This is a genomic window from Streptomyces sp. NPDC059895, from assembly GCF_042731035.1.
GTDB lineage: Bacteria > Actinomycetota > Actinomycetes > Streptomycetales > Streptomycetaceae > Streptomyces.
In genome coordinates this window covers 274322-299523 of the sequence record NZ_JBHWKO010000003.1, presented here as the reverse complement: position 1 = coordinate 299523, position 25202 = coordinate 274322, and the positions used below count along the sequence as shown (strand labels likewise).

Annotated in this window: 24 protein-coding genes and 1 pseudogene; 16 read left to right on the top strand and 9 right to left on the bottom strand. The window is 71.7% G+C overall.

What is annotated here, in order from left to right; translation table 11 throughout:
• Positions 1-4: 4 nt before the first annotated feature.
• Positions 5-499 carry an Lrp/AsnC family transcriptional regulator gene (locus ACFV9M_RS05405; protein ID WP_385076698.1) on the bottom strand — a complete coding sequence of 165 codons (495 nt, stop codon included), beginning with the start codon at positions 497-499 and terminating at the stop codon, positions 5-7.
• Positions 500-622: 123 nt separating this feature from the next.
• Here ACFV9M_RS05405 and hppD point away from each other — a divergent pair, with 123 nt between their 5' ends.
• The gene (gene hppD, locus ACFV9M_RS05400) at positions 623-1768 is read left to right on the top strand and encodes a 4-hydroxyphenylpyruvate dioxygenase (RefSeq protein ID WP_385076701.1); all 1146 of its coding nucleotides are present in this window, start codon (positions 623-625) and stop codon (positions 1766-1768) included.
• 392 nt (positions 1769-2160) lie between these two features.
• Here hppD and ACFV9M_RS05395 read toward each other — a convergent pair.
• Positions 2161-3609 (bottom strand): annotated as a pseudogene (locus ACFV9M_RS05395) (tetratricopeptide repeat protein); the annotation flags it as partial.
• Between the two features lie 92 nt (positions 3610-3701).
• On the opposite strand from ACFV9M_RS05395, the gene ACFV9M_RS05390 reads away from it, so the two are divergent.
• On the top strand, positions 3702-5120 hold the full coding sequence (locus ACFV9M_RS05390; RefSeq protein WP_385076704.1) for an FAD-binding oxidoreductase: 1419 nt from the start codon (positions 3702-3704) through the stop codon (positions 5118-5120).
• Positions 5121-5135: 15 nt separating this feature from the next.
• Here ACFV9M_RS05390 and ACFV9M_RS05385 read toward each other — a convergent pair whose 3' ends face one another.
• The gene (locus ACFV9M_RS05385; RefSeq protein ID WP_385076707.1) at positions 5136-5702 is read right to left on the bottom strand and encodes an SsgA family sporulation/cell division regulator; all 567 of its coding nucleotides are present in this window, start codon (positions 5700-5702) and stop codon (positions 5136-5138) included.
• 247 nt (positions 5703-5949) lie between these two features.
• Here ACFV9M_RS05385 and ACFV9M_RS05380 point away from each other — a divergent pair, with 247 nt between their 5' ends.
• Positions 5950-8028 (top strand): RDD family protein, encoded by a 2079-nt coding sequence (locus ACFV9M_RS05380; RefSeq protein WP_385102342.1) that lies wholly within the window; start codon positions 5950-5952, stop codon positions 8026-8028.
• A 99-nt stretch (positions 8029-8127) separates the two neighbouring features.
• Positions 8128-8835 (top strand): RDD family protein, encoded by a 708-nt coding sequence (locus ACFV9M_RS05375; RefSeq protein ID WP_385062273.1) that lies wholly within the window; start codon positions 8128-8130, stop codon positions 8833-8835.
• 61 nt (positions 8836-8896) lie between these two features.
• Here the strand turns inward: ACFV9M_RS05375 and ACFV9M_RS05370 are convergent, their stop codons facing one another.
• Positions 8897-9235, bottom strand: coding sequence for a hypothetical protein (locus ACFV9M_RS05370; protein WP_385062274.1), 339 nt, complete (start codon positions 9233-9235; stop codon positions 8897-8899).
• 352 nt (positions 9236-9587) lie between these two features.
• Between ACFV9M_RS05370 and ACFV9M_RS05365 the strand changes: the two genes are divergently transcribed.
• Positions 9588-11936 carry an immune inhibitor A domain-containing protein gene (locus ACFV9M_RS05365; protein WP_385062275.1) on the top strand — a complete coding sequence of 783 codons (2349 nt, stop codon included), beginning with the start codon at positions 9588-9590 and terminating at the stop codon, positions 11934-11936.
• Between the two features lie 132 nt (positions 11937-12068).
• Positions 12069-12422, top strand: coding sequence for a hypothetical protein (locus ACFV9M_RS05360; protein ID WP_385062277.1), 354 nt, complete (start codon positions 12069-12071; stop codon positions 12420-12422).
• Positions 12423-12471: 49 nt separating this feature from the next.
• Here the strand turns inward: ACFV9M_RS05360 and ACFV9M_RS05355 are convergent, their stop codons facing one another.
• Both ACFV9M_RS05355 and ACFV9M_RS05350 read right to left on the bottom strand, forming a co-directional pair.
• Positions 12472-13059, bottom strand: coding sequence for a nicotinamidase (locus ACFV9M_RS05355; RefSeq protein ID WP_385062279.1), 588 nt, complete (start codon positions 13057-13059; stop codon positions 12472-12474).
• 143 nt (positions 13060-13202) lie between these two features.
• Complete coding sequence (locus ACFV9M_RS05350) at positions 13203-14549, bottom strand: nicotinate phosphoribosyltransferase (RefSeq protein WP_385062281.1); 1347 nt, start codon at positions 14547-14549, stop codon at positions 13203-13205.
• Between the two features lie 56 nt (positions 14550-14605).
• On the opposite strand from ACFV9M_RS05350, the gene clpS reads away from it, so the two are divergent.
• From clpS to ACFV9M_RS05315, 7 genes are all read left to right on the top strand, one after another.
• Positions 14606-14923 carry an ATP-dependent Clp protease adapter ClpS gene (gene clpS, locus ACFV9M_RS05345; protein ID WP_365462008.1) on the top strand — a complete coding sequence of 106 codons (318 nt, stop codon included), beginning with the start codon at positions 14606-14608 and terminating at the stop codon, positions 14921-14923.
• Between the two features lie 11 nt (positions 14924-14934).
• Entirely contained in the window at positions 14935-15537 is a 603-nt protein-coding gene (locus ACFV9M_RS05340) for a DUF2017 domain-containing protein (protein ID WP_385062283.1), read from the top strand.
• 420 nt (positions 15538-15957) lie between these two features.
• Positions 15958-17391: an amino acid permease gene (locus tag ACFV9M_RS05335; protein ID WP_385062284.1), complete on the top strand. Its 1434-nt coding sequence runs from the start codon at positions 15958-15960 to the stop codon at positions 17389-17391.
• A gap of 145 nt (positions 17392-17536) precedes the next feature.
• Positions 17537-17959: a Mov34/MPN/PAD-1 family protein gene (locus tag ACFV9M_RS05330; protein WP_385062286.1), complete on the top strand. Its 423-nt coding sequence runs from the start codon at positions 17537-17539 to the stop codon at positions 17957-17959.
• A gap of 180 nt (positions 17960-18139) precedes the next feature.
• Complete coding sequence (locus ACFV9M_RS05325) at positions 18140-18235, top strand: putative leader peptide (RefSeq protein ID WP_385062288.1); 96 nt, start codon at positions 18140-18142, stop codon at positions 18233-18235.
• Positions 18236-18346: 111 nt separating this feature from the next.
• A complete protein-coding gene (locus tag ACFV9M_RS05320) occupies positions 18347-18625 on the top strand; it encodes a MoaD/ThiS family protein (RefSeq protein WP_385062289.1) in 279 nt (92 codons plus the stop codon).
• A 16-nt stretch (positions 18626-18641) separates the two neighbouring features.
• Entirely contained in the window at positions 18642-19592 is a 951-nt protein-coding gene (locus ACFV9M_RS05315; protein ID WP_385062290.1) for a PLP-dependent cysteine synthase family protein, read from the top strand.
• Positions 19593-19605: 13 nt separating this feature from the next.
• Here the strand turns inward: ACFV9M_RS05315 and ACFV9M_RS05310 are convergent, their stop codons facing one another.
• Positions 19606-20085, bottom strand: coding sequence for a type II toxin-antitoxin system PemK/MazF family toxin (locus tag ACFV9M_RS05310; RefSeq protein ID WP_385062292.1), 480 nt, complete (start codon positions 20083-20085; stop codon positions 19606-19608).
• A 255-nt stretch (positions 20086-20340) separates the two neighbouring features.
• Here ACFV9M_RS05310 and ACFV9M_RS05305 point away from each other — a divergent pair, with 255 nt between their 5' ends.
• Positions 20341-21093: an MBL fold metallo-hydrolase gene (locus tag ACFV9M_RS05305; protein WP_385062294.1), complete on the top strand. Its 753-nt coding sequence runs from the start codon at positions 20341-20343 to the stop codon at positions 21091-21093.
• A 74-nt stretch (positions 21094-21167) separates the two neighbouring features.
• Here ACFV9M_RS05305 and ACFV9M_RS05300 read toward each other — a convergent pair whose 3' ends face one another.
• Together ACFV9M_RS05300 and ACFV9M_RS05295 are read right to left on the bottom strand one after the other, a co-directional pair.
• Positions 21168-22421 carry a PTS transporter subunit EIIC gene (locus tag ACFV9M_RS05300; protein WP_385062296.1) on the bottom strand — a complete coding sequence of 418 codons (1254 nt, stop codon included), beginning with the start codon at positions 22419-22421 and terminating at the stop codon, positions 21168-21170.
• Positions 22422-22567: 146 nt separating this feature from the next.
• Positions 22568-23869 carry a PTS transporter subunit EIIC gene (locus tag ACFV9M_RS05295; protein ID WP_385062298.1) on the bottom strand — a complete coding sequence of 434 codons (1302 nt, stop codon included), beginning with the start codon at positions 23867-23869 and terminating at the stop codon, positions 22568-22570.
• Positions 23870-24029: 160 nt separating this feature from the next.
• Between ACFV9M_RS05295 and ACFV9M_RS05290 the strand changes: the two genes are divergently transcribed.
• Together ACFV9M_RS05290 and rph are read left to right on the top strand one after the other, a co-directional pair.
• Positions 24030-24275: a glucose PTS transporter subunit EIIB gene (locus ACFV9M_RS05290; protein WP_385062299.1), complete on the top strand. Its 246-nt coding sequence runs from the start codon at positions 24030-24032 to the stop codon at positions 24273-24275.
• A 75-nt stretch (positions 24276-24350) separates the two neighbouring features.
• Positions 24351-25088 carry a ribonuclease PH gene (gene rph / locus ACFV9M_RS05285; protein ID WP_385062300.1) on the top strand — a complete coding sequence of 246 codons (738 nt, stop codon included), beginning with the start codon at positions 24351-24353 and terminating at the stop codon, positions 25086-25088.
• Positions 25089-25202: the final 114 nt, after the last annotated feature.

Genomic DNA, 25202 nt, shown 5'->3' with positions numbered 1-25202 from the left:
CGCCTCACCCCGAGTCGGTCAGTTCCTCTCCCGGTCCCAGGGCCGCCTGCTCCACCAACGGGATGATCCGCAGCGGAACGGCGTTCTCCATCACGATCGCGGTGGAGGCCCGGACGATCCCATCAAAGCCGACAACCCGGTCGATCACCCGTTGGAGGTCCGCGTTGGAACGGGCCACCAGCCGGCACAGCATGTCCCCGCTGCCGGTGGTGGTGTGCAGCTCCAGCACCTCCGCGACGCCCGCCAAGTGCGCCCGCACGTCGGCCCCTTGCCCCTGCCGGATCTCCAGCGTGGCGAACGCCGTGACCGGGTAGCCGAGGGCCGCCGGGTCCACCTCGGGACCAAACCCGCGGATGACTCCGTTCGACTGAAGCCGGTCGAGCCGCGCCTGCACGGTGCCCCGCGCCACCCCCAGCCGCCGGGACATCTCCAGCACGCCGATGCGCGGCTCCCGGGCCAGCAGCACGATGATCCGGCCGTCCAGACGATCGATCGCCATACCCTGCCTCCGAGATGGTCAGCCTGTACAGAAAGCCCGCCGCAGGCGCCGTGGCACTGGGCGGACTGCCCAGCGGACGAGCGAAGTGTTGCGCACCTTGCCGGGCGGCGCGAGGCTTCGGCTATGACGCAGACCACACAGCACACTCCCGACACCGCCCGGCAGGCCGACCCCTTCCCGGTCAAGGGAATGGACGCGGTCGTCTTCGCCGTGGGCAACGCCAAACAGGCGGCGCACTACTACTCCACCGCCTTCGGCATGCGGCTGGTCGCGTACTCCGGACCGGAGAACGGAAGCCGCGAGACCGCCTCCTACGTCCTGGAGAACGGCTCCGCGCGTTTCGTCGTCACCTCGGTGATCAGGCCCGACAGCCCCTGGGGCCACTTCCTCGCCCGGCACGTGGCCGAGCACGGCGACGGGGTGGTCGACCTCGCCCTCGAGGTCCCGGACGCGCGTGCCGCGTACGCCTACGCCGTGGAGCACGGCGCCCGCCCGGTCGCCGAACCGTACGAACTGAAGGACGAGCACGGCACCGTCGTGCTGGCCGCGATCGCCACCTACGGCGAGACCCGCCACACGCTCGTCGAACGCACCGGCTACGACGGCCCCTACCTGCCCGGCTTCGTCGCCGCGAGCCCGATCGTCGAGCCGCCGGCCCACCGCACCTTCCAGGCGATCGACCACTGCGTCGGCAACGTGGAACTCGGCCGGATGAACGAATGGGTCGGCTTCTACAACAAGGTCATGGGCTTCACGAACATGAAGGAGTTCGTGGGCGACGACATCGCCACCGAGTACAGCGCGCTGATGTCGAAGGTCGTCGCCGACGGCACGCTCAAGGTCAAGTTCCCGATCAACGAGCCCGCCGTCGCCAAGAAGAAGTCGCAGATCGACGAGTACCTGGAGTTCTACGGCGGCGCCGGCGTCCAGCACATCGCGCTCAACACCCACGACATCGTCGAGACGGTCCGCACCCTGCGCGCCGCCGGGGTGCAGTTCCTCGACACCCCCGACTCCTACTACGACACCCTCGGCGAGTGGGTGGGCGACACCCGCGTCCCCGTCGAGACCCTGCGCGAGCTGAAGATCCTCGCCGACCGCGACGAGGACGGCTACCTGCTCCAGATCTTCACCAAGCCGGTCCAGGACCGCCCGACCGTCTTCTTCGAACTCATCGAACGGCACGGCTCGATGGGCTTCGGCAAGGGCAACTTCAAAGCCCTGTTCGAGGCGATCGAACGGGAGCAGGCCCGGCGCGGCAACCTCTAGCAGGCCTTGGCCTTGGCCTTGGCCTAGGGCCGGCCGCCCCGCGAGGACGGCCCGGCGGGGGCCTCCGAGCGGGAACCGTCCCGCTCGGACGGTTCGGTCTCCGAGCGCGAGCCGTCCCGCTCGGACGGTTCGGTCTCCGAGCGGGAACCGCCCCGCTCGGACGGCCCCGCGGAGGCCCCACCGGCATCGTCGTCCTCCTGCGAGGACCGTCTGGCGGAGGCCGCGCCGGCATCGTCGTCCTCCTGCGAGGACCGTCTGGCGGAGGCCGTACCGGGAGCGTCGTCCCGCGAGGACCGCCCGGCGGACGCCGCACCGGGAGCGCCGTCCTGCGAAGGCCGCTCGACGGAGGCCGTGTCGGGAGCGTCGTCCTGCGGAGAGGGCCAGGTGGCGGTCACCTCCGGGGGCGCCGCCGGCGACGGCTCGCCCAGCTCGGCCAGGGCCGCCCGGGCCGCGCGCACGGCCGACGGGGAGAAGTACGGGTTGATCCGCAGCGCCTCGGCGAGGTACCGCCGGGCCGGCCCGTGCTTCTTCAGCCCGAGTTCGATCATCCCCCGGTGGTAGGCGTACGGCGCGCTGCGCACCGCGCCGCCGTGCGCCCGGTCGGTGGCGATCACGGCGTACCGCAGCGCCTCCGCGTCCCGGCCGGCCCGGTGCAGCGCCCACCCCAGCGCGTCCGCGACCTCGACGCCCGGCTGCCGCCGCCACTCGGCGCGCAGCCGCCGCACCGCCTCCGCCGGATCCCCGTGGTCGGCCTCCAGCCGGCCGAGGACCAGTTCCCCGTCGACCCCGCCGACCGCCTCCTTGCGCACCTGCGTCCGCACCAGGTCGTACTGCACCCGGGCCGCCCGCACCATCCCCAGCGACTCGTACAGCTCGCCCAGCTCCAGCGCGTATTCCGGCAGCGGCTGCCGGGCGAGCGCCGACCGGTACGCGCGCACCGCCTCCGTCGTCCGCCCCAGGGCCGCCAGCACCCGCCCCTGCCCGGCCCGCGCGGCCCGCTGGTCGGCGTCGAGGCGCACCGCCTCCCGGAAGTACCGCAGGGCCACCTCCGCATCGCCGCGTTCGAAGGCGAGCTGCCCGGCCCGCTCCCGCCACGCCGCCTCCTCGGCGGCCGTGGCCGCCCCGGCCGCCGCGTCGGACAGCGCGGCCGCCGCGTCCTCGCGCCGGCCCCGGTCCCGGTAGACGGCCGCCGCCCGCCCCCGCACCGCCGTACCGGACCGCAGCGCCGTCATCCGGTCCAGCGCGGAACGGACCTTCTTGTGGTCACCGAGCCCGGTGTAGGCGTCGATGAGCTGCGCGTACGTCGTCCATTGCCTCGGCGCCAGCTTGCGCGCGGCCTCTCCCCACGCCCGGGCCGCCCGGAAGTCGCGGCGGGCGTTGGCGAGGGCGGCCAGGCCGGTGAGCGCCTCGGCGTTGCGGTGGGGGCGCACCTTCAGCGACGTGCGCAGCGCCCGATCGGCCTTCGGGTAGAAGACGGCGGCGTCGGCGGTGCGCCGGCCCCGCTCGACGTAGGCCGCGCCGAGGACCGCCCAGGCCCGGCCGTCCCCGGGCCGGTCGCGCACCCGGTCCTCGCGCTCGTCGATCAGCGCGGCCAGGTCGGGCAGCGCGGCCGCCACCCCGGTGCGCACCGCCGTGTGGGCCTGCGCCCCCGGCAGCGGTCCGGGCGGCCGCCCCCGCTCCGCGAGCACCGGCACCAGCACCCCGACCAGCGCCAGGCATCCGGCCAGCGCGCCCAGGAACAGCCGGCGCCGCCGCCGGGAGCGGTCCGGCCGGGCCCCTTCACGGCAAGCGGGGGGCCGCGGCTGCCGGCCCGCGGCTTCGGTCTGCACGGCGCTGTCCATGGCGTTCACTGTGCGTCAGTACGACGACCGGATTACAGCTTCCGCCGGGTGCCGCGGACGGGGTTCACACCGATGGCCCCGGGTGCGACGCTGTGATCATGAGCCGTATCGAAGCTCCCCGCGACGAAGCGACCGGCGGCCTCCCGGAGTCCTTGCCGGCCCGTCTGCTGGACGGCCTGCCCGCCGAGGCCGTCCTCACCGACCCCGACGTCACCGCCTCGTACGCCCACGACATGGCGAGCTTCTGCCCGGCCGGCAGCCCGGCCGTGGTGGTGCTGCCGCGCACGGTCGAACAGGTCCAGCACGTCCTGCGCACCGCCACCGCGCTGCGCGTCCCGGTCGTCCCGCAGGGCGCCCGCACCGGACTGTCGGGCGCCGCCAACGCCACCGACGGCTGCGTCGTGCTCTCCCTGACGAAGATGGACCGGATCCTGGAGATCGACCCGGTCGACCGCATCGCCGTCGTCGAGCCGGGCGTCGTCAACGCGGCGCTCTCCCGGGCGGTGGGCGAGTACGGCCTGTCCTACCCGCCGGACCCCTCCAGTTGGGAGACGTGCACGATCGGCGGCAACATCGGCACCGCCTCCGGCGGCCTGTGCTGCGTGAAGTACGGGGTGACGGCCGAGTACGTCCTCGGCCTCGACGTCGTCCTCGCCGACGGCCGCCTGATGTCCACCGGCCGCCGCACCGCCAAGGGCGTCGCCGGTTACGACCTGACCCGCCTCTTCGTCGGCTCCGAGGGCTCGCTCGGCGTCGTCGTGCGCGCCGTCCTCGCGCTGCGGCCGAAGCCGCCCGCGCAGCTCGTGCTGGCCGCCGAGTTCGCGTCGGGCGCCGCCGCCTGCGACGCCGTGTGCCGGATCATGGAGGCGGGGCACGTGCCGTCCCTCCTCGAACTCATGGACCGTACGACCGTCCGGGCCGTCAACGAGCTCACGCGCATGGGCCTGCCCGAGGCCACCGAGGCCCTGCTGCTCGCCGCCTTCGACACCACCGACCCGGCGGCCGACCTCGCCGCCGTCGGCGCGCTGTGCGAGGCCGCCGGCGCCACCCGGGTCGTCCCCGCCGAGGACGCGGCCGAGTCCGAACTGCTGTTGCAGGCGCGGCGGTCCACGCTCGTCGCGCTGGAGGCCGTCAAGGGCACCACCATGGTCGACGACGTGTGCGTGCCCCGGTCGCGGCTCGGCGACATGATCGACGGCGTCGAGCGGATCGCCGAGAAGTACCGGCTGACCATCGGCGTCGTCGCCCACGCGGGCGACGGCAACACCCACCCGACGGTCTGCTTCGACGCCCAGGATCCCGACGAGGTCCGGCGCGCCCGCGAGTCCTTCGACGCGATCATGGCCCTCGGTCTGGAGCTCGGCGGCACGATCACCGGCGAGCACGGGGTGGGCGTGCTGAAGAAGGAGTGGCTGGCGCGCGAGATCGGCCCGGTGGGCCTGGAGATGCAGCGGGCCGTCAAGGACGTCTTCGACCCGCTCGGCATCCTCAACCCGGGCAAACTGTTCTGACCCTCCCGCGACGGCTCACTCCGCGTCCGCGGACCCGTCCGACGGCCACGCGCACCGGGGGTCGCGGCGGTCGCGGGGGTCGTGGCGGTCGGGGGGGGCGTGGGGGTCGAGGGGGTCGAGGGGGGCGAGAGGGCCGTGGGGTTCCCACCCCCACAGCCCGTCCGCGGGCGTGGGGGCCAGCAGGCCGGCCAGGGCGTCGTCGATCCCGAGCCGCCCGCCCTCGGTGCCGGGCGGCACCAGCCGCAGCGTCCGCTCCAGCCAGGCCGATACCTGGGCCGTCGGCGCCTCCAGCAGCGCGTCACCGTCGGGTGAGCTCAGCGCCATCAGCACGACACCGCGCCCGTGCGCCTTCGCCGGCCACACCCGTACGTCCCCGTGCCCGCACGGCCGGAACACGCCCTCCACCAGCAGTTCGCGGGCGAACGTCCACTCGACGGGCCGTTCGGAGTCGATGTGGAAGGTGATGTGCACGGCGAAGGGGTCGTCGCTGCGGTAGCCGAGCCGGGCCGGGACCGGGACGCTCCGCTCCGGCGACAGGACGAGCCCGACCTCCAGTTCACGCTCCACCACGGTGGGATGCATGTCCGTTCTCCTCTCGGTGCCGTTCCGCACGGGGTCCGCGTGACCCGTACGGGAGGGAGAGCGGGTCCGGCCCGGAGCATTACGCGGGTTGTGAGAACGTGTTCCGCCTGCGGTCCGAACGTGTGAAGGGTGTGCACGCGGTTGCCCGGAAGGGGGCGGGTACGGCGGGACTGGCGGTGGGGGTTGCGCTCGTCTGATAGATGTGGAGGCCCCCATCCCACCCCCGAGCAGATACGGGACGACGGACATGAGCGCCCCAACCCCGGCCCCCGGCGACGACAGGCCCCGCGAAGGGTATTACCCGGACCCGTCCATCCCCGGATACGTCCGGTACTGGAACGGTGCCTCCTGGGTGCCCGGCACCAGCCGCCCGGCGCCGTCCGACGGCGAACTGCTCGCGCCTCCGTCCGGTGCGCGGCCGGCGGCTCCCCCGGCGTCCGTGGAGGAGACCGGCCCGCACTTCTTCGACGAGGACCCGGCACCGGCCGGGCCCTACGGCGGTCCTGACGGCCCGTCGTCCGCGTGGGGCGCCGACGGCTCCCCCCGGTCCGGCTCCGGCGGGGACCAGGACCGCCAGGCGGCCTGGGGGAGTCCGCAGGGCCCGGACCCGCGCGTGGGCGCGGCCCCGCCGGACGGGCGGCCGGCCGCCGGCGGGGGCACGGCGGCGACCCCTCCGGCGGAACCGGACGCGGGCGCGGGCCGGGCCGGTTCCGGCAGCACGTTCGTCTTCCGCCGGCCGACGGCCGGATCCGCCCCCGCGGCCGCCCCGCCCGCCGCTTCCCACCCCGGTGGCCCCGGCTCCGACGACGGCACCATGACCTTCCGCGCGCCCGTCCCGCGCACGCCCCGCCCCGACGGGGCGCCCGGGGCGCAGCCCGGAAGCACGGGCGCACCGGCGGGACCCGCCCGGCCGACCCCGGGGAACCCCGGGACTCCGGGGACTGCCGGATCTCCGGGACTCTCGGCGGCGGGTTTCGGCCCGCCGGGCTCTGGGGGTGCGGGCGCGGGCTCGGGCGCGCCGGCCGCCGCCGGAAGCGGCTACGGCGTGCCCGGCTACGGCGGGCCGGGCGGGGCCGGCGGCGGCTTCGGGGCCCAGGGGCCCGTGGGCGCGCCCGGCTCCGGTGAGGCCGCCGCGGGTCTCGGCGCCGCCCAGGGACCCGTCGGCGCCGCCCAGGGACCCGTCGGCGCCCCCGGTGCCGGGTTCGGCCCCCCGGCCGCCCCCGCTGCCCCTTCCGCTCCGGCCGCCCCTTCCGCTCCGGCCGCCCCTTCCGCTTCGGCCGGCCCGTCCGCCGCGCCCGCCGCCAAGCCCGGCTTCGCCGCGGGCAAGGCCGCCGCCGAACGCGCCGCGACCGCGCAGGCGTCGCAGGCCGCGCAGGCCCAGGCCGCCGCGCAGGCCGCGCAGGGCCCCACGGGCCTGCCGGCCGCCCGGTCCGCCGTCCCGGACGCCGCTCAGGGCTCCGGACCCGCCTTCTCCGGCCCCCGACAGGCCCCCCCGAGCATTCCCCCGCAGTCCACCGGCCCGCAGTCCACCAATCCGCAGTCCACCAATCCGCAGTCCATCGGTCCCCAGTCCGCCGGTCCGCAGTCCACCGGCCCGCAGTCCACCAATCCGCAGCCCATCGGTCCCCAGCCCACCAATCCGCAATCCGTCGGCCCCCAGCCCTCCCCCGCCGCCCCCGCCGGTGCCCAGCCCGCGCCGATGAGCGCCGGCCCCGGCGGTGGGCAGCCCTCCTGGGCGCAGCAGGTGCACCGGCTGGCGGGGGCCGGCGACGACCAGCAGCCGGTCGTGCCGTGGAAGCCGCCGGTCGAGGACCTCTTCCAGGCGGCCGCCCGGCGGCAGGCGGCGGCCCGTCCGGCGGGGCTCGGCAAGCGGCTGGCCGCCCGGCTCGTCGACTCGCTCGTCCTCGGCGCCGTCACTTCCGCGGCAGCCGTCCCGCTCGGTGCCAAGGCCGTCGACCACGTCAACGACAAGATCGAGGCGGCCGAGCTGACCGGGCAGACCGTCACCGTCTGGCTGCTGGACGGCACGACGTCGGTGTACCTCGGCATCGTCCTCGCGGTGCTGCTGGTGGCCGGGCTCCTGTACGAGGCGCTGCCGACCGCCAAGTGGGGGCGCACGCTGGGCAAGAGGCTGTTCGGGCTGGAGGTGCGGGACATCGAGGGCCATCAGCCGCCGTCCTTCGGCGCGGCCGTGCGCCGCTGGCTCGTGTACAGCGTCTCCGGCCTGCTCGCCGTCGGTGTCGTGGGTGTCCTGTGGTGCCTGTTCGACCGGCCGTGGCGCCAGTGCTGGCACGACAAGGCGGCGCACACGTTCGTGGCGGACTGACCGGCCACCACCCCGTACGGCGGGCGGCGCAGGGAAATTCGTACTCCGGACGGCCGCTCGCCGGATGCGCGGCCGCGGGGTTCGCGGTCGACTCGGGCCATGACGACCGAACCGCCCCCCGGTTCCGGCGGCGAGCCGCCGGAGGACGATCCGTTCAGGAAGCAGCCCCCGCAGCAGCCCCCGTACGGTCAGGGGCAGGGCCCCCAGGGGTCGCCGTACGACAGCCCGTACGGCGGTGCGGGCGGGGGCGGGCAGCCGCCGCCCGGTGGACAGCCCCCGCCCTACGGCGGCGGCCCGTACGGCGGTGGTCCGCACGGCGGCGATCCGTACGGGGGATACCCGGCCGACCCGCTCGCCGGCATGCCCCCGTTGGCCGACAGCGGCAAGCGGACGCTGGCCAGGATCATCGACATGATCCTGGTGGCGATCGTCGTCTGGCTGCTGACGTGGGGGTTCGGGGTCAACGAGTACGACATGGAGGGCGACCGCGTCGAGGTCGGCAAGTCCCTCGCCCAGTCCCTGATCGCCGCCGTGCTCTACATCGCCTACGACACCGTCCTGATCGCCAGGACCGGGCGGACGCTGGGCAAGAAGTGGCTCGGCATGCGGGTGGCCAACCTGGAGGACGGCTCGACGCCCTCCGTGCAGACCTCGCTGATCCGGGCCCTGGTGCTGTGGGTGCCGTTCGCGTTCTGCTGCGCGTGCCTGTGGACGGTGATCTGCGGCGGCTGGAGCTTCTTCGACAAGCCCTACAAGCAGGGCCTGCACGACAAGGCGGCCAAGACGGTGGTGGTGAGCGCCGCCTGACGCGGTGACAGCACGACGACGGGCCCCCGCCGCGCCGGACGGGGACCCGTCGTCGTGGAGGTCAGGATGCCGACGGTTCCCGGACGGGCTCGGGTGCCGAGGCCGCCGGGACGACCGGGACGACCGAGGCGACCGGGACGACCGGGACGACCGAGGCGGCCGGGACGACCGAGGCGCGTACGGGCTCGTCCGCGGTGGCGGTGGAGCGTGCGACGACGACGGGGCCCCGCCGGGGGACCGGCACCGTCATGGCGACGAGTACGCCGAGGGCGACCGCGGTGATGGAGATGACCGCGATGAGGGAGCCCGAACTCGTCTGGGACAGCGCCAGCATGGCGAGTGCCGAGAAGATCACGGTGCAGGAACCGTACGTGAGCTGTGCGACAGTCGGACGAGGCATGGCAATCGTGTCCTCGGAAGCGGGGGCGGTCTCGACTCTATTCGCCTGCATGCCCGAGCGGAACGAGCAGTAAGCGTGACCTAACCCACGGTGCCGGAGCACAGGGGGCGCACGGAGTCATGCCGTTCGGTACCCGGACGGCCGTGCGCGCCCGTCACGTTACGGTCATGTGTCCGCAATACGAACGTCGGCTCCCAATAATGCACTTGATCTGTCCAAGTCAAGGTCTGTCTTTTCCGTCGAACCAGTAGTCAAATGACGGCACTTGACTACACGCGTATAACCGCGCGCGGACATCCCTTGACATGGATCCCCCATCCGCGCGATCGGGATGCGTTAGGGGAGGCATCAAGTGACCAGTAGATCCTGGACGTTCAGGACGGCCGCCACGGTCGTCGCCCTCGCGGCGGCCTCGGCGACGTTCTCGACGTTCGCCGTGGCGCAGGCGGCCGACAGCGTGCCGGCGAAGGCCCCGGCGGCCGACCGGCAGGACCCGCAGCCGGCCGAGGCCCGCGAGCACGACTTCGACGGGCCGCTCAGCAAGACGCAGGAGGCCCAGCGCGAGGAGGCCCTCAAGCAGGTCATATCCGGCGAGGCCACGGTCAAGGAGCGCGACGGCTCCAAGGTCGTCCAGCTCCAGGGCGGGAAGGGCGGCAGCAAGTACGTCGAGCTCGGCCGCGAGCAGACCGACAAGATCTTCACGATCCTGGTCGAGTTCGGCGACCAGGTCGACAGCCGCTACGGCGGCACCGCCGGCCCGCTCCACAACGAGATAGCCGAGCCGGACCGCACCCAGGACAACAGCACGGCCTGGCAGGCGGATTACAACCAGCAGCACTTCGAGGACCTCTACTTCGGCACCGGCGCGGGCACCGAGTCGCTGAAGAAGTACTACGAGAAGCAGTCCTCGGGCCGCTACTCGGTCGAGGGCGAAGTCACCGACTGGGTCAAGGTCCCCTACAACGAGGCCCGTTACGGCTCCAACGACGCCCCCACCGGCGCCTGGTACGCCGTGCAGGACGGCGTCAACGCCTGGGTCGCCGAGCGTGAGGCCGCCGGTGACACCGCCGCCGAGATCAAGGCGGAGCTCGCCGAGTTCGACCAGTGGGACCGCTACGACTACGACGGCGACGGCGACTTCAACGAGTCCGACGGCTACATCGACCACTTCCAGATCGTGCACGCCGGCGAGGACGAGTCCGCGGGCGGCGGCGCCCAGGGCGAGGACGCCATCTGGGCGCACCGCTGGTACGCCTTCGCCACCGACGCCGGCGCCACCGGCCCGGACACCAACAAGCTCGGCGGCACCCAGATCGGCGACACCGGCATCTGGGTCGGCGACTACACCATCCAGCCGGAGAACGGCGGACTCGGCGTCTTCGCCCACGAGTACGGCCACGACCTCGGCCTGCCCGACGAGTACGACACCTCCGGCGGCGGCGAGAACTCCACCGGCTTCTGGACGCTGATGTCGTCCGGTTCCTGGCTCGGCACCGGCAAGGAGTCCATCGGCGACCTGCCCGGCGACATGAACGCCTGGGACAAGCTCCAGCTCGGCTGGCTCGACTACGACGTCGCCGAGGCGGGCGTGAAGTCCACCCACAAGCTGGGCGTGGCGGAGTACAACACCGAGAACCCGCAGGCCGTCGTCGTCGTCCTGCCGGAGAAGACGGTCACCACCGACGTCGTCACCCCGGCGCAGGGCGCCACCCAGTGGTGGAGCGGCAGCGGTGACGACCTGCGCAACACCCTGACCCGCTCGGTCGACCTGACCGGCACGTCGTCCGCCTCCCTGTCCCTCGACGGCTGGTGGGACATCGAGACCGACTACGACTACCTCTACACCGAGGTGTCCACCGACGGCACCAACTGGACGCCGATCGACGGCACGCTGGCCGACGGCTCCGCCATCCCGCGCGACGGCAGCGGCAAGCCCGCCCTCACCGGCACGGTCGACGCCTACCAGAAGCTGACGTTCCCGCTGGACGCCTACGCCGGCCAGAACATCGGCCTGCGCTTCCGCTACGCCACCGACGGCGGCGTGGCCCAGCTGGGCTTCGCGGCCGACCGAATCACCGTGACCGCCGACGGCGCGACCCTGTTCTCCGACGACGCGGAGACGGCGGACGCCGCCTGGACGGCCGACGGCTTCACCCGCGTCGGCGCGTCCATCACGGACGACTACGCCCAGTACTACATCGCCGAGAACCGCCAGTACGTGTCGTACGACAAGACCCTCAAGGTCGGCCCGTACAACTTCGGCTTCTCGACGACCCGTCCGGACTGGGTGGAGCACTACCCGTACCAGAACGGCCTGTTGATCTGGAAGTGGGACACCTCCCAGGCGGACGACAACACCAGCCAGCACCCCGGCGAGGGCCTGATCCTGCCGGTCGACGCCCACCCCACGGCGCTGAAGTGGTCCGACGGCACCCTGATGCGCAACCGCATCCAGGCCTTCGACTCGACCTTCAGCCAGTACCCGACCGACGCGATCACGCTGCACAAGGCCGACGTCGCCACGAAGATCAAGGCGCGTCCCGGCGTCCCGGTCTTCGACGACGGCGCCTCGAGCTACTACGACGCGTCGAACCCGCTGGCCGGCGTCAAGGTCACTGACACCGACACCTCGATCAAGATCGTCAACGAGCCCCTGAGCGGCTCGACGATCACGGTCAAGGTCGGACCGTCGGCGAACTAGTCGACGTCTTCGCAGGTCAGACGCGTATCGGCGGCGACCCCTGGCGGGTCGCCGCCGATCGTGTTTAGGTGCGTCCTGTGACTTCGTTATTGACACCCGCATCGACACCGACACGCACGGGGGTGTGACCGCATGGCCGCAGGAGGCTTCTGCAAGCTGCCCGACGGCTCCGTGGTGGTGGCACTGAACCTGCCCAGCCCCACCGCCGACGGCACCACCGCGGACCCCGGCTCCGCCGTGGGAGTGCGCGTCCTCGTCCTCGCCCGCAACCGCGCCCGGGCCCTGACCCGGCTGCGCAACCTGGGCCTGCGCGCCGTCTACCTGCGCGGCAACGCGGCGCCACCGACCCCGGACGAGATCACCGCGGTCCTGCACCACCCTGACGGCCTGATATGGCGGGCCGCCCCCGGCGGTGCCGCCGCCACGGCCCCCGAGCTGTGGCGCCCGATCCGCTCCCTGCTGAGGAGCCCGGCACCCCAGCCGTGAGCCCGGGCCGCGGCCCGGCGCCTGGCGGGCGTCCGGGGGCCCCTGGCCCCTACTGCACCACCGGCTTCCCGGACAGCTCCACGCCCGCCTCCCGCAGCTCCTCCAGCGCCCGCTCGGTGGTCTGCGCGGCCACCCCGGCCGTCAGGTCGAGCAGGACCTGCGTGCGGAAGCCCTCCCGGGCCGCGTCCAGCGCGGTCGCCCGCACGCAGTGGTCGGTGGCGATGCCGACGACGTCCACCTCGTCGATCTCCCGCGCCCGCAGCCAGTCGCCCAGCTTGACGCCGTTCTCGTCGGCGCCCTCGAATCCGCTGTACGCGGCCGCGTAGGCGCCCTTGTCGAAGACGGCGTCGATGGCGCCGGAGGCGACCGCCGGGGCGAAGTTCGGGTGGAAGCCCACGCCCTCGGTGCCCGCGACGCAGTGCGCGGGCCAGGAGTGGACGTAGTCGGGGTTGTCGGCGAAGTGGCCGCCGGGCGCGACGTGGTGGTCGCGGGTGGCCACGACGTGCCGGTAACCGGCGGGGGCCTGCCCGATCAGCTCGGTGATCGCGGCGGCGACGTCGGCGCCCCCGGACACCGCCAGGCTGCCCCCCTCGCAGAAGTCGTTCTGCACGTCTACGACGATCAAGGCGCGGCGCATGGTGGGTGTCCTTCGACTATGGGTGACGGTACGAGCCTAGAGACTTCGGCGGCGGGAGGGGAGGGGCGCGACCCGAGCGCGTGGCGGCACAGGGCCCGCGTGGCGGCACAGGGCCCGGGCCGGCAGGTCCGGGCCGACAGGGCCTAGTTACCCGAGCGCGCCTGGACGTACTCCGTGGGGATGACGGGTTCCCCGCGCGAGAGCTGGGTCGCGGACATCGGCAGGCCGGCCCGGGCGGCGAGGTGCCGGTCGCGGGCGACGTCCAGGGACTCCCGGCCGACGACCTCGCCGTCCTTGACCAGCTCGGCGAGGAGCTGCCGGCCGGCCAGCCCGTCGGGGACCGGGCCGGTGCCGACGACCTCGGCCTCCGCCACCCCGTCCGCGTCCAGCCGCCGGGCGGCCCACTTGCGCCCGCCGACGGAGGTCTTGCCGCCGGTCGACTTCTTCGCCACGGCCACCAGCGGCGCCTTCGGGTCGGTCGACTCGGCGCGGGCGACCAGCTTGTAGACCATGGAGGCCGTCGGGTGCCCGGAGCCGGTCACCAGCTGGGTGCCGACGCCGTACGCGTCCACCGGGGCCGCCGCCAGCGAGGCGATGGCGTACTCGTCGAGGTCCGAGGTCACGACGATCCGCGTCCCCGTCGCGCCCAGCTCGTCGAGCTGCTGGCGCACCCGGTGGGCGACGAGCAGCAGGTCGCCGGAGTCGATGCGCACCGCGCCCAGTCCGGGCCCGGCGACCTCCACCGCCGTACGGACGGCCTCGGCGACGTCGTAGGTGTCCACGAGCAGGGTCGTGCCCGCGCCCAGCGAGTCCACCTGGGCCCGGAAGGCGTCGCGTTCGGCGTCGTGCAGGAGGGTGAAGGCGTGGGCGCTCGTGCCCACGGTGGGGATGCCGTAGCGGAAGCCGGCGGCGAGGTCGGAGGTGGTGGCGAAGCCGCCGACGTACGCGGCGCGCGAGGCGGCGACGGCGGCCAGCTCGTGGGTGCGGCGGGCGCCCATCTCGATCAGCGGGCGCCCACCGGCCGCGGAGGCCATGCGGGAGGCGGCCGCGGCGATCGCGGAGTCGTGGTTGAGGATGGACAGGATCACCGTCTCCAGCAGCACGCACTCGGCGAAGGAGCCCTCCACCCGCATGATCGGCGAGCCCGGGAAGTACACCTCGCCCTCCGGGTAGCCCCAGATGTCACCCGAGAAGCGGTACGAGGCCAGCCAGTCCAGCGTCTCGTCGTCGACGATCGACCGCTCGCGCAGGAAGCCCAGGACCCCCGGGTCGAAACGGAAGTTCTCCACGGCGTCCAGCACGCGTCCGGTGCCCGCCACCACGCCGTAGCGCCGCCCCTCCGGCAGCCGGCGGGTGAAGACCTCGAACACGCTGCGCCGCCCGGCCGTTCCCGCTTTCAGGGCGGCCTGCAGCATCGTCAACTCGTACTGGTCCGTGAAGAGCGCCGTCGAGGGAACGTCCACCGGCAGCCCAAGGTCCGCTGTGTTCATGGCAAGGATGGTACTCCCTTCTCGTCGGTGTGACGATTTCCGGGGGGCGTGGCAGCATGGTTCGTGTGACGTCACCCGCTCCCCTTGAGATCGAACGCACCGAGTCGGCGGAGGAGGTCTTCGCCGTACCCGAGCCGGACGTCCCCTGGGTCACGATCGTCCACAATGACCCGGTCAACCTCATGAGCTATGTGACGTACGTCTTCCAGACGTACTTCGGCTACCCGAAGGACAAGGCCACCAAGCTCATGCTCGACGTCCACCACAAGGGCCGGGCGGTCGTCTCCAGCGGAACCCGCGAGGAGATGGAACGCGACGTGCAGGCGATGCACGGCTACGGTCTGTGGGCCACCCTCCAGCAGGACCGGAAGTAGTCACCTCACTGATGCCAGGACACTTCGAACCGCTCTCCGGCGGCGGCGCGGCCGTCGCGCTCGACGACGTCGAGATCTCCATCATCCGGTCGCTGGCCGTGCAGCTCCTGGAGCTGATCGGCCCCGGCCCCGCCGAGGACGCCTCCCGCGACCCGCTCGCCGAACTCTTCGCCGAGGGCCCGAGCGAACCGCCCGCCGACCCGGTCCTCAAGCGGCTCTTCCCCGACGCCTACACCGACCCCGAGGCGGCCCCGGGACCCCGGGAGGCGGAGGAACGGCGGACGCGCTCCGCCGAGTTCCGCCGGTACACCGAGAACGACCTGCGGGCCGGCAAGCGCGAGAACGCCCTGGCCGTGGTGCGCTCCCTGGACGCGCTGTCGGTCGAGGAGGAGGGCGCGGCGGTGCTGAAGCTGTCGCCCGACGAGTCCCGGCAGTGGCTCGGCGCCCTGAACGACCTGCGGCTGGCGATCGGGTCCCGGCTGGAGATCGCCGACGACGAGGACACCGACCTCCTCTACCGGCTGCCGGACGAGGACCCGCGCAAGCCGATGGTGATGGCGTACCTGTGGCTGGGCGGGCTCCAGGAGACGCTCCTGACCACGCTGATGCCGTGATCGTGAGGGTCTTCGGCCTCCTGGTGAGGGTCTTGTCCTCGTGAGGGTTCCGTCCTCGTGAGGGTTCCGTCCTGACGTGTGACGATTCCGTGTTCGCTCAGCGGACACTCAAATCCGGATAACGATCGCGTCACCGCGACAACCTTCTTTGACCCTTTCGGGTGCTGTTTGTCCGCTTCTTCCTGTGCCGTGCGTCATATTTCGTACGGGTGATCACTGTTGCGGCCGTGATAAATCTTCACGACCGCCCGGCGAACACCACCCGAATGTTCGGCCGGGTGCGCCACCGAGCCGGCGGATCGCCGGCCAGGCACGAGCGGGCCCGTGAGGCCCGCTCAGCTCCATCATTTCCGGGGGGATCGAGACCCGATCCGAGGCCGACGAAGGCCCGGGTCGGCATGGAGAAAGGCGCACCACCACATGACCTCCGCTCAGGTCGACACGGAAAAGGCCCCCGAAGAGCCGGAAGAGGGGTACGAGCGCGGCCTCGGCAGTCGCCAGGTCCAGATGATCGCCATCGGCGGCGCCATCGGCGTCGGCCTGTTCCTGGGGGCCGGGGCGAACATCGCCAAAGCGGGCCCCAGCCTGATCTTCATGTACGCCCTCGCCGGTGTGATCATCTTCTTCATCATGCGGGCGCTCGGCGAGCTCCTGCTCTACCGCCCGGTCTCGGGTTCGTTCGCGGAGTACTCCCGCGAGTTCCTCGGCCCGTTCTTCGGCTACTTCACCGGCTGGACGTACTGGCTGATGTGGGTCGTCACCGGCATGGCCGAGCTGACGGCCGCCGCGATCTACGTCAACTACTGGTTCCCGGCCATTCCCCAGTGGGTGACGGCCCTGGTCTTCCTGGTGGTCCTCTTCGGGGTCAACCTGATCTCCGTGAAGCTCTTCGGCGAGCTGGAGTTCTGGTTCTCGATGGTCAAGGTCACCGCCCTCATCGGCATGATCGTGATCGGCCTCGGTGTCCTCACCTTCGGCTTCAGCTCCGCCGGTGACACCGCCGCCGTCTCCAACCTGTGGGCCTTCGACGGCTTCTTCCCCAACGGCATCGGCTCGTCCCTGATGACCCTCCAGGGCGTCATGTTCGCCTACCTCGCCGTCGAGCTGGTCGGTGTCACGGCCGGCGAGTCCGAGAACCCGGAGAAGACCCTCCCCAAGGCGATCAACACGCTCCCGTGGCGCATCGCCCTCTTCTACGTCGGCGCCCTCACCGTCATCCTGTGCGTGGTCAAGTGGACCGAGTTCGCGCCGGGCGTCAGCCCCTTCGTCGCCGCCTTCGCCAAGATCGGCATCCCGGCCGGCGCCGCCATCGTCAACTTCGTCGTGCTGACCGCGGCCCTCTCCTCCTGCAACTCCGGCATGTACTCCACCGGCCGCATGCTGCGGAACCTGGCCGACAGCGGCGAGGCCCCGGCGGCGTTCCGGCGGCTGTCCGCCTCCAAGACCCCGGCCTTCGGCATCACGGTCTCGGTCCTCTTCATGGGCATCGGCGTCATCCTCAACTACATCGTCCCGGAGAAGGCGTTCGGCTACGTCACCTCCGTCGCCACCGCCGCCGGCATCTGGACCTGGCTGATGATCCTGATCAGCCACGTCCTCTACCGCCGCGCGGTCGACGCGGGCCGGCTGCCCGCCTCCTCCTTCCCGGCGCCGGGCGGCGCGGTGTGCTCCTACATCGCCATCGCGTTCCTGCTCTTCGTCACCGGCCTGATCGCCTACGACGCCGACTCCCGCGTCTGCCTCTACGTGATGGCCGGCTGGGCCGCCGCCCTCGCGGCCGGCTGGGCCGTGCTGAAGTCCCGCAGCCCCGAGGTCACCGGGCGCCGCGAGGCGGCCCCGAAGAAGGTGGGCTGACCCGCCACCGCGGGACGTCCGGCCGGAGGGGACACACGCCGACCCACGCGGTGCCCCCTCCGCCCGCCGCTCAGGACGTCCGCCATGTGGGCCGCCCCGTACCGCCCCTCGGTACGGGGCGGCCCCTCTGCTTATCCTGGCGACCATGCTGACCATCACCCAGGACCTCGTCGACCGGATCGTCGCGCACGCGCGCAAGGACCACCCCGACGAGGCGTGCGGCGTCGTCGCCGGCCCGGCGGGCTCGGACCGCCCCGAGCGCTTCATCCCGATGCTCAACGCGGCCATGTCGCCCACGTTCTACGAGTTCGACTCCGGTGACCTGCTGAAGCTCTACCGGGAGATGGACGACCGCGACGAGGAGCCGGTGATCGTCTACCACTCCCACACCGCGACGGAGGCCTACCCCTCCCGCACCGACATCTCCTACGCCAACGAGCCCGGCGCCCACTACGTCCTCGTCTCCACCGCCGACACCGACGGCGCCGGCGAGTTCCAGTTCCGCTCCTTCCGCATCGTCGAGGGCGAGGTCACCGAGGAGGAGGTCCGCGTCGTCGAGGCGTACTGACGCCCGTCGCGCGGACGGCACGCGGACGGCGCGCGTACGGAGGGGACGCGTGCCGACGGCGGGTCCGCGCGGTGTCCGCCGGACCCGTCCCACCAGGGCGGTCTCATTTTCCGGCCGGATTCCGTCCACCATGTGGAATCACCCTCGGGTAGCCCGAGGGGGAATCGATACGATGAGCCCATGGTTTTCAACGACGTGAGCGACAGGACGCCGGGCACGCTGCTCGTGGCGCGGCTGCACGTCGACCTGTGCAGGCTCGCCAGCGCCATCTGTTGACGCTTTCCCTGCCGCCGCACGGCTCGTGAGCCGCGGCGCGACGCACGACCCTCCGTACTGCGCAGCCGCGCGCTTACCGACCTGACCACTCCCCGACAGGAGCCCTGAGCCATGGCCATCGAGGTCCGCATCCCGACCATCCTCCGCCAGTACACCGACGGTCAGAAGGCGGTGGAGGGCAGCGGTGCCACCCTCGCCGACCTGTTCGCCGACCTCGAGACCCGGCACGCGGGCATCCAGGCCCGCATCGTGGACGACGGCCAGCTGCGCCGCTTCGTCAACGTCTACCTGAACGACGAGGACGTCCGTTTCGTCGACGGCATCAACACCAAGCTGACCGACGGCGACACCGTGACCATCCTGCCGGCCGTGGCCGGCGGCATGGCCTGACAGGCCGCTGACACCCATGCGTTACGACTCCCCGTTGGCCGCGGTGGGCAACACCCCTCTGGTGCGCCTGCCGCGGCTGTCGCCGTCCGCCGACGTCCGCATCTGGGCCAAGCTGGAGGACCGCAATCCCACCGGCTCGGTCAAGGACCGTCCCGCCCTGCACATGATCGAGCAGGCGGAGAAGGACGGCCGCCTCACACCCGGCTGCACCATCCTCGAGCCGACCAGCGGCAACACCGGCATCTCCCTCGCCATGGCGGCCAAGCTCAAGGGCTACCGCATGGTCTGCGTGATGCCCGAGAACACCTCGCAGGAGCGCCGCGACCTGCTCGGCATGTGGGGCGCGCAGATCATCTCCTCCCCGGCCGCCGGCGGCTCCAACACCGCTGTGCGGGTCGCCAAGGAGCTGTCCGCCGAGCACCCCGACTGGGTCATGCTCTACCAGTACGGCAACCCGGACAACGCGGGCGCCCACTACGCGACGACGGGCCCGGAGATCCTCGCCGACCTCCCCTCCGTCACGCACTTCGTGGCCGGCCTCGGCACCACCGGCACCCTCATGGGCGTCGGCCGCTACCTGCGCGAGCACAAGCCGGACGTCAGGATCGTGGCCGCCGAGCCGCGCTACGACGACCTGGTCTACGGCCTGCGCAACCTCGACGAGGGCTTCGTCCCCGAGCTGTACGACGCCTCCGTCCTCACCACCCGCTTCTCCGTCGGCTCGGCGGACGCGGTCACCCGCACCCGGGAGCTGCTCCAGCAGGAGGGCATCTTCGCGGGCGTCTCCACCGGCGCGGCGCTGCACGCCGCGATCGGCGTCGGCAAGAAGGCCGTGCAGGCCGGCGAGGACGCCGACATCGTCTTCGTCGTGGCCGACGGCGGCTGGAAGTACCTCTCCACCGGCGTCTACACGGCGGCCACCACGGAAGAGGCCATCGAGACGCTCCAGGGCCAGCTCTGGGCGTGAGCCGCCGCGGGCCTCACGTCGTCAGGTGACGGACCTGGTCCCACAGGACCGGGTCCACCACACCCACCCGGCGGCGGAAGTTCCGCACCGGGACCTGGCGCAGCTCGTCCGTCTCCAGGAAGCTCGGACGCCCCCGCGCGTCCCCGACGGCGCCCGGCGGCAGCGGGATCACCCCCGACCGCACATCGCGGTACCGGCTGGTGATCTTCGCGACCGTCACCCGGTCACCGCGCACCACCAGCACCAGACACGGCCGGTCCTTTGCGCCCGGCCCGTCCTCGTAGGGCACGTTCGCCCACCAGATCTCCGCCGGCTGCGGCCGCCCCGCCGCACCCCGGCCGCGCCCCGCCGGGCCGCGGCCCCGCGCCGGCCGCCCCGGGGGCCGGGACCTCCGCCCCTTGGGCCGCCGGCCGCGTCCCCAGCCGTCGACGAGCGTGGCGACCAGCGCGAGCAGCACCACCGCCGCGAGCGCCAGCCACCAGGACGTGTCCATGGACACGACGTTACCGGCGCACCCGCGACCGTGCGCGCCCTCTCGCGCGCCCCATACGCCCCGCGTCCAGCCGAACCGGTGACACCACAGGTGAGTTCGCCCACAACGGCCCCTGGCGGAGGAGCGACCGGACGTTTCGCGCCTTACGCTCGACGGACCGCACGACCCCCGTCGCCCCTCTCCCGACCGTTCGTATCACGATCTTTCCCCGGTGTTCCGTCTTCTTCGGTTCCCGCCAGCGGAGGTTCCTGCTCTATGAAGCTCACCGTCGTCGGCTGCTCGGGGTCGTTTCCGTCCGTGGAATCGGCCTGCTCGAGCTACCTCGTCGAGGCCGACGGCTTCAGGCTGCTTCTCGACATGGGCAACGGCGCCCTGGGCGAGCTGCAGCGCCACTGCGGTCTCTACGACCTCGACGCGATCTTCCTGAGTCATCTGCACGCCGACCACTGCATCGACATGTGCGCGTACTTCGTGGCGCGCTACTACCGCCACGACGGCGGACGCTGCGACCCCCTCCCGGTCCACGGCCCCGAGGGCACCGAGCACCGCCTCACCACGGCCTACGCCGACACCCCCTCGGCCTCCTCGATGAGCGAGGTCTTCGACTTCCACACGGTCAAGCCCTCCACCTTCGACATCGGCCCCTTCACGGTCCACACCGAACGCGTGGTCCACCCCGTGGAGGCGTACGGCATCCGCATCGAGCACGGCGGCAGGACCCTGACCTACTCCGGTGACACCGGCGTCAGCGCCGCCCTCGACGAACTCGCCCGCGACAGCGACCTGTTCCTGTGCGAGGCCGCCTTCACGCACGGCAAGGAGGACATCCCCGACGTGCACCTCAACGGCCGCGAGGCCGGTGAGACGGCGGCCCGCGCCGGTGCCCGCCGCCTGCTCCTCACCCACATCCCGCCGTGGACCGACCCGCAGATCAACCTCGCGGACGCGCGGGCGGTGTTCGACGGCCCGGTGGAGCTGGCCGTTCCCCGGATGTCGTACCAGGTCTGACCCCCTGGAACACGACGAAGGCCCCCGGAGCGGTTCAGGGCTCCGGGGGCCTTCGCGCACGGTCAGGACACGGCTCACGCCTTCGTGAGGTCCTCGACCTCCTCCTCGGGCTCGCGGCCCGGGGTGGTGAGGTCGAACCGGATGATCGCGAAGCGGAAGACCACGTAGTAGATCACCGCGAAGACCAGGCCGATGGGGATGATCAGCCAGGGCTTGGTGGCGAGGTTCCAGTTCAGGGCGTAGTCGATCAGACCCGCCGAGAAGTTGAAGCCGGCATGGACGCCGAGGGCCCAGGTGACGGCCATGGAGAGCGCGGTCAGCAGGGCGTGGATCACGTACAGCAGGGGCGCGATGAACATGAAGGAGAACTCGATCGGCTCCGTCACGCCCGTGACGAACGAGGTCAGCGCCAGCGAGACCATCATGCCCGTCACGGCCTTGCGGCGCTCGGGCCGGGCGGTGTGCGCGATGGCGAGCGCGGCGGCCGGCAGACCGAACATCATGATCGGGAAGAAGCCGGACTGGAACATGCCGGCGGAGGGGTCGCCGTTCAGGTAGCGCGTGATGTCGCCGTGCACGACGTCGCCGGCCGCGTTGGTGAAGTCACCGATCTGGAACCAGGCGACGGTGTTCACGAACTGGTGCATGCCGATCGGGATCAGAGCCCGGTTGATGGCACCGAAGATGCCCGCGCCCGCGGCGCCGAGCCCGGTCATCCACTCGCCGAAGTCGGTGATGACCCCACCGATCGGCTCCCAGACCAGACCGAAGAAGACACCGACCACGAGACCGACGAAGGCCATGATGATCGGCACCAGCCGGCGGCCGTTGAAGAAGCCGAGCCAGTCGACGAGCCGGGTGCGGTAGAAGCGCTGCCAGAGCACCGCCGACAGCAGACCCATGACGATGCCGCCGAGCACACCCGGGTTGTTGTACGTCGCGGCTATGTCCTTGCCCGCCTGGATCTTCTCCTCGGTGACGGGGAAGGCCTGGAGGACCCTGCTGTAGACGAGGAAGCCGACGAGCGCGGCGAGGGCGGTGGAGCCGTCCGACTTCTTGGCGAAGCCGATGGCGACACCGATGCAGAACAGCAGCGGGAGGTTGCCGAGGATGGCGTCGCCCGCCTCGGCGAACACCGTGGCGACCTTGCCCCAGCCGAGACCGTCCTTGCCGAACACGTCATCGGCGCCGAGCCGCACCATGATGCCCGCGGCGGGCAGTACCGCGACGGGCAGCTGCAGGCTGCGGCCGACCTTCTGCAGGCCCTGGAACAGGCCGGATCCCCACTTCTTCGTGGGGGCCGCCGTGGGCGCGGTGGCGGTGCTCATAGACTCCTCCATCGGAACATGGTCTACACCACCAAGTGGTGTAGACCATGTTGTAGCACGATGAAGGCCACATAAGGAACCCGCCGAAAGCGCAACCGGAACGCCACGCTCAGCGCCCTGACAGACCCCTCTCAGCGCCCCGTTTCTCACGCCTTGGTGACGTCCTCGCGCTCCTCCTCCGGCTCACGCCCCGGCGTCCTCAGATCGAACCTCGTGATCGCGAAACGGAACACCACGTAATAGAGGAGCGCGAAACACAGACCGATCGGAATGATCGCCCACGGCCTGGTCGCCAGATTCCAGTTGATGACGTAATCGATGAGCCCGGCGGAGAAACTGAACCCGTCGTGCACCCCCAACGCCCAGGTCACCGCCATCGACACACCCGTCAGCACCGCGTGGATCACGTACAGCGCCGGCGCCACGAACAGGAACGAGTACTCCAGCGGCTCGGTGATACCGGTCACGAACGACGTCAGCGCCACCGACAGCATCAGACCGCCCACCTCCTTGCGGCGCTCCGCACGGGCACAGTGGGTGATGGCCAGAGCCGCCGCCGGCAACGCGAACATCATGATCGGAAAGAAGCCCGAGGTGAACTGACCCGCGTCCGGATCACCCGCCAGGAACATGTTGATGTCACCGTGCACCACCGTCCCGTCCGGCTTGGTATAGCTCCCGAACTGGAACCAGATGGGCACGTTCAGGAACTGATGCAGCCCCACCACCAGCAACGCGCGGTTCGCCAGACCGAACACACCCGCACCCCAGGAACCCGCGTCGCTCAACCAGTCACTGAAACTCTCCAGCCCCGCACCGATCGGCGGCCAGACCCACAGGCACAGCGCCGCGAACACGATGGCCACGAACGCCATGATGATCGGCACCAGCCGACGCCCGTTGAAGAAGCCGAGCCAGTCCACCAGCCGCGTCCGGTGGAAGCGCTGCCAGAACCAGGCCGCCGCCAGACCCATCACGATGCCACCGAACACACCCGGATTCTGATAGGTGAACGCCGCCACCGTGCCCTCGACCGTCTCCTGACAGCCGATGTCCACAACGGCCCTCGCCCCGTCCGGACAGTCCTCCGGAAACTGGCGCAACACGTTGTAATAGACGAGGAAACCCGCCACCGCCGCCAGCGCCGTCGAGCCGTCGGACTTCTTCGCCATACCGATGGCCACCCCCACACAGAACAGCAGGGGCAGCCCGAGCTGACCGTCGAGCAGCGCGCCCCCCGCGCCCGCCATCACCTTCGAGACGTCCGTCCAGCCCAGCCCCTCGTCGCCGAACACATCCGGCTGACCCAGCCGGTTGAGGATGCCGGCCGCCGGCAGCACCGCGATCGGCAACTGCAGACTGCGCCCCATCTTCTGCAACCCCTGGAACACGCTGTTCCAGCGCGCGCGCCCGGGACGCACCCCGGTGTCGGCGCTCTCGGCACTCATGGTTTGGCGACCGCCTGTCAGGTGGTGTAGACCAACTACGGACCGTTTCGCTGCTGTGCCGTCATCCTCGGACACACACAGCGCGATCGCTCGCGAAACTGGGCCGACTGTGGGTTACTGCGACACAACTGATCGCATCAGGGAATCAGGGAGACGGAACATGGCCAGCAAGCTCACCGGCAAGGCCGAGAAGATCGTCGCCGGACTCGGTGGCATCGACAACATCGAGGAGATCGAGGGCTGCATCACCCGCCTGCGCACCGAGGTGACCGACCCCTCACTGGTCGACGAGACCGCCCTGAAGGCCGCCGGCGCCCACGGCGTCGTCAAGATGGGCACCGCCATCCAGGTCGTCATCGGCACCGACGCCGACCCCATCGCCGCGGAGATCGAAGACATGATGTGAACCGCCCCCACCCGCCACAGGGGCCCCTCCCACCACGCGAAGGGCCCCTCCACCGGTACGGCTAGGCTCAGCGGCATGTCTCGCATCGACGGCCGCACCCCCGAACAGCTCCGCCCCGTCACCCTCGAACGCGGCTGGAGCAAGCACGCCGAGGGCTCCGTCCTCGTCTCCTTCGGCGACACCAAGGTCTTCTGCACCGCCTCCGTCACCGAAGGCGTCCCCCGCTGGCGCAAGGGCAGCGGCGAGGGCTGGGTCACCGCCGAATACTCCATGCTCCCCCGCTCCACCAACACCCGCGGCGACCGCGAAGCCGTCAAGGGCAGGATCGGCGGCCGCACCCACGAGATCTCCCGCCTCATCGGCCGCTCCCTGCGCGCCGTCGTCGACTACAAGGCACTCGGCGAGAACACCATCGTCCTCGACTGCGACGTCCTCCAGGCCGACGGCGGCACCCGCACCGCCGCCATCACCGGCGCCTACGTCGCCCTCGCCGACGCCGTCGCCTGGGCCCAGCGCAAGAAGCTGGTCAAGGCCGGCCGCCAGCCCCTCACCGGCACCGTCTCCGCCGTCTCGGTCGGCATCGTCGACGGCGTCCCGCTCCTCGACCTCTGCTACGAGGAGGACGTCCGCGCCGAGACCGACATGAACGTCGTCTGCACCGGCGACGGCCGCTTCGTCGAGGTCCAGGGCACCGCCGAAGCCGAGCCCTTCGCCCGCGACGAGCTCAACACCCTCCTCGACCTCGCCGTTTCCGGCTGCGCCGAACTCACTGTCCTTCAGCGCACCGCCCTTGATACCGTCCTCGAAAAGTAAAGACCACACCAAGACGGGCGGCCGGGACGAGCAACCGGGCCGCCCGCCCTCGCGTCCCTACCGGTACGGGCGAACGGCTCACCGCCGCACGCCCGGCCAGACAGCACACGGGGG

Coding starts and splice junctions, on each gene's coding strand:
- hppD (WP_385076701.1), top strand. CDS start 623: ATGACGCAGACCACACAGCACACTCCCGACACCGCCCGGCAGGCCGAC.
- ACFV9M_RS05325 (WP_385062288.1), top strand. CDS start 18,140: ATGGTTTTCAACGACGTGAGCGACAGGACGCCGGGCACGCTGCTCGTG.
- ACFV9M_RS05375 (WP_385062273.1), top strand. CDS start 8,128: ATGACGACCGAACCGCCCCCCGGTTCCGGCGGCGAGCCGCCGGAGGAC.
- clpS (WP_365462008.1), top strand. CDS start 14,606: ATGGTTCGTGTGACGTCACCCGCTCCCCTTGAGATCGAACGCACCGAG.
- ACFV9M_RS05295 (WP_385062298.1), bottom strand. CDS start 23,869: ATGAGTGCCGAGAGCGCCGACACCGGGGTGCGTCCCGGGCGCGCGCGC.
- ACFV9M_RS05370 (WP_385062274.1), bottom strand. CDS start 9,235: ATGCCTCGTCCGACTGTCGCACAGCTCACGTACGGTTCCTGCACCGTG.
- ACFV9M_RS05340 (WP_385062283.1), top strand. CDS start 14,935: ATGCCAGGACACTTCGAACCGCTCTCCGGCGGCGGCGCGGCCGTCGCG.
- rph (WP_385062300.1), top strand. CDS start 24,351: ATGTCTCGCATCGACGGCCGCACCCCCGAACAGCTCCGCCCCGTCACC.
- ACFV9M_RS05320 (WP_385062289.1), top strand. CDS start 18,347: ATGGCCATCGAGGTCCGCATCCCGACCATCCTCCGCCAGTACACCGAC.
- ACFV9M_RS05300 (WP_385062296.1), bottom strand. CDS start 22,421: ATGAGCACCGCCACCGCGCCCACGGCGGCCCCCACGAAGAAGTGGGGA.
- ACFV9M_RS05360 (WP_385062277.1), top strand. CDS start 12,069: ATGGCCGCAGGAGGCTTCTGCAAGCTGCCCGACGGCTCCGTGGTGGTG.
- ACFV9M_RS05330 (WP_385062286.1), top strand. CDS start 17,537: ATGCTGACCATCACCCAGGACCTCGTCGACCGGATCGTCGCGCACGCG.
- ACFV9M_RS05355 (WP_385062279.1), bottom strand. CDS start 13,059: ATGCGCCGCGCCTTGATCGTCGTAGACGTGCAGAACGACTTCTGCGAG.
- ACFV9M_RS05350 (WP_385062281.1), bottom strand. CDS start 14,549: ATGAACACAGCGGACCTTGGGCTGCCGGTGGACGTTCCCTCGACGGCG.
- ACFV9M_RS05385 (WP_385076707.1), bottom strand. CDS start 5,702: ATGCATCCCACCGTGGTGGAGCGTGAACTGGAGGTCGGGCTCGTCCTG.
- ACFV9M_RS05315 (WP_385062290.1), top strand. CDS start 18,642: ATGCGTTACGACTCCCCGTTGGCCGCGGTGGGCAACACCCCTCTGGTG.
- ACFV9M_RS05310 (WP_385062292.1), bottom strand. CDS start 20,085: ATGGACACGTCCTGGTGGCTGGCGCTCGCGGCGGTGGTGCTGCTCGCG.
- ACFV9M_RS05405 (WP_385076698.1), bottom strand. CDS start 499: ATGGCGATCGATCGTCTGGACGGCCGGATCATCGTGCTGCTGGCCCGG.
- ACFV9M_RS05305 (WP_385062294.1), top strand. CDS start 20,341: ATGAAGCTCACCGTCGTCGGCTGCTCGGGGTCGTTTCCGTCCGTGGAA.
- ACFV9M_RS05290 (WP_385062299.1), top strand. CDS start 24,030: ATGGCCAGCAAGCTCACCGGCAAGGCCGAGAAGATCGTCGCCGGACTC.
- ACFV9M_RS05380 (WP_385102342.1), top strand. CDS start 5,950: ATGAGCGCCCCAACCCCGGCCCCCGGCGACGACAGGCCCCGCGAAGGG.
- ACFV9M_RS05335 (WP_385062284.1), top strand. CDS start 15,958: ATGACCTCCGCTCAGGTCGACACGGAAAAGGCCCCCGAAGAGCCGGAA.